Annotated in this window: 1 protein-coding gene and 1 tRNA gene; both read right to left on the reverse strand. The window is 43.2% G+C overall.

The genetic code is table 11. From position 1 onward, the window contains the following. Nucleotides 1-233 precede the first annotated feature (233 nt). A tRNA-Ser gene (locus tag CEX98_RS17850) sits at nt 234-324 on the reverse strand. A gap of 89 nt (nt 325-413) precedes the next feature. Further along, nucleotides 414-1,457, reverse strand: coding sequence for a quinolinate synthase NadA (gene nadA / locus CEX98_RS17855; protein WP_099643369.1), 1,044 nt, complete (start codon nt 1,455-1,457; stop codon nt 414-416). Nucleotides 1,458-1,607 lie beyond the last annotated feature (150 nt).

Consider the following 1,607-nt stretch of genomic DNA (forward strand, 5'->3'; position numbering starts at 1 on the left):
TTACCTTAATTCAGATGGAGGTGTAGCATATAGTTCTATCTGGTACTTAAAAATTGGGATAAACAGTCGAAGGTATATTTAAGGTGGCAATACACATGAAGTATAGCGAGGGTGATTTCCAAAAACACAATAATGTGGCAAACATAGTGAATCAGCATTCAGAATTTAAAACAGCGCTAACTGATAGGGCTGCTTCTACTTGTAGTAACAGATTGATTTTAATAAAGAAGGGATGGCGGAGAGAGAGGGAGTCGAACCCTCGATACGCTATAAACGTATACACGAGTTCCAGTCGTGCGCCTTAAGCCACTCAGCCATCTCTCCGCACTGAATTGCGGGGCTAATACTATGAAAAGCCTCGCACTTTATCAAGTAGTTTTTTGCTTTTTGGATTTATTTGGCTATAAATCCAACTACCTTTGTAGTGAAGCCGAAAAGTCTAGCATGCGATTAAGCGAACGAAGCGCCCCCTCTCGCAGCTCCATATCAACAAAGACCTCTTTGCCTGTTGGGCTGATAAGTGCTTCTTCAATTGCTTGTAGGCCATTCATTGCCATCCAAGGGCAGTGCGCACAACTGCGACACGTTGCACCCTCACCAGCGGTTGGTGCTTCGAAGAATTCTTTCTCAGGACAAAGCTGCTGCATCTTGTAGAAAATACCGCGATCTGTCGCTACGATAAACTTCTGATTAGGCATTTCTTGCGCAGCTTTAATTAGCTGACTCGTTGAACCAACTGCATCCGCTAAATCTACGATTTCCGCTGGAGATTCAGGGTGAACCAGTACCGCAGCGTCAGGATGTAGCTGTTTCATGTCTTTTAGTGCTTTGGTTTTGAACTCGTCATGAACGATACACGCACCGTTCCACATAATCATATCGGCACCGGTTTTCTTTTGGATATAAGAACCCAAGTGCTTATCCGGACCCCAAATGATTTTTTCGCCTTGCTCATCAAGGTGCTCAACAATCTCAAGCGCGCAAGAAGAAGTTACAATCCAGTCCGCTCTCGCTTTTACAGCAGTAGAGGTATTTGCGTAAACAACCACTTTTCTATCCGGATGCTGATCGCAAAAAGCAGAAAATTCATCGATTGGACAACCAACATCTAATGAACAGGTTGCTTCCAATGTTGGCATTACAACCGTTTTATGTGGAGTTAGGATCTTTGCCGTTTCGCCCATAAAGCGAACACCAGCAACAATGATCATGTCTTTATCTTCTTGCTTAGCACCAAAGCGTGCCATTTCTAAAGAATCCGCTACGCAGCCGCCTGTTTCTTCAGCAAGCGCTTGGATTTCAGGATCAGTATAATAATGGGCAACCAGTACCGCATTCTTTTCAACTAACAGCGCTTTAATACGCGCTTTATACTCTGCTTTTTCTTCGACGGTAAGAGGCGCAGGTTTTGGTGGGAAGATATAATCTTCCGGCATAATACGTTCAGCTAGACTCATTTCTCGACCACTAGTCCACATTGCACAATTAGGTGGAATTATACGAAAAATACAGGGGTAATCCTAGCGATTGTTTAGCTCAAAATGGCGAGTTTAAGAAAGTAATTTGAATAATATATGAAGAATATAGGGATGGTGGGTCATGATGGA

Source organism: Pseudoalteromonas piscicida, assembly GCF_002744175.1.
Taxonomy (GTDB): domain Bacteria; phylum Pseudomonadota; class Gammaproteobacteria; order Enterobacterales; family Alteromonadaceae; genus Pseudoalteromonas; species Pseudoalteromonas piscicida_B.

Excerpts from the sequence above, each read along its gene's own strand:
- nadA (WP_099643369.1), bottom strand. The coding sequence starts at position 1,457 with ATGAGTCTAGCTGAACGTATTATGCCGGAAGATTATATCTTCCCACCA.